Consider the following 789-nt stretch of genomic DNA (forward strand, 5'->3'; position numbering starts at 1 on the left):
GTCAAGTCCACCGCGATCCTGCTGGCCAAGGACGGCGCCACGGTCGGCGTCGGCATGGGCCAGGTCAACCGGGTGGACTCGGCGCGGCTCGCGGTGCAGCGCGCGGGCGAGGAGCGGGCGCGGGGCGCGTACGCCGCCTCCGACGCGTTCTTCCCCTTCCCCGACGGCCTCGAGGTGCTGACCGAGGCCGGCGTCAGGGCCGTGGTGCAGCCCGGCGGTTCGGTCCGCGACGAGCAGGTCGTCGAGGCCGCGAAGGCGGCCGGTGTGACCATGTACTTCACGGGCACGCGCCACTTCTTCCACTGAGCCCACCCTGAGCCCACCGGCCCCGCCGACCTCGGCGGGGCCGGTGGCCCAGCCGTTCCCCCAGCCCGTACGGGGCCGCACCCCGGGGCCAGGTCAGCGCCGACCGGCCCGGGGGCGCGCCGATCTCCGCTTATCCAGGAGGATGGGTCCATGACCGCCCAGATTCTCGATGGCAAGGCCACCGCCGCCGCGATCAAGTCCGCTCTCAAGACCCGCGTGGAGGCGCTGAAGGCCAAGGGCGTGCAGCCCGGTCTCGGCACCCTGTTGGTGGGCGACGACCCGGGCAGCACGTGGTACGTGGCGGGCAAGCACCGCGACTGCGCGCAGGTGGGCATCGCCTCCATCCGGCGCGAACTGCCGGACACCGCGACGCAGGAGGAGATCGAGGCGGTCGTCCGCGAGCTGAACGAGGACCCCGAGTGCACGGGGTACATCGTGCAGTTGCCGCTCCCCAAGGGCATCGACACCAACCGGGTCCTGGAG

Annotated in this window: 1 protein-coding gene and 1 pseudogene; both read left to right on the forward strand. The window is 73.0% G+C overall.

Annotated features, from left to right (window positions below; translation table 11 throughout):
- A pseudogene (purH, locus tag KUM32_RS37010) lies at positions 1-306 on the forward strand (bifunctional phosphoribosylaminoimidazolecarboxamide formyltransferase/IMP cyclohydrolase); the annotation flags it as partial.
- A 150-nt stretch (positions 307-456) separates the two neighbouring features.
- On the forward strand, positions 457-789 hold a 333-nt coding region (locus tag KUM32_RS37015; protein WP_302185232.1), incomplete at its 3' end, for a tetrahydrofolate dehydrogenase/cyclohydrolase catalytic domain-containing protein.

Source organism: Streptomyces sp. AC627_RSS907 (assembly GCF_019049165.1).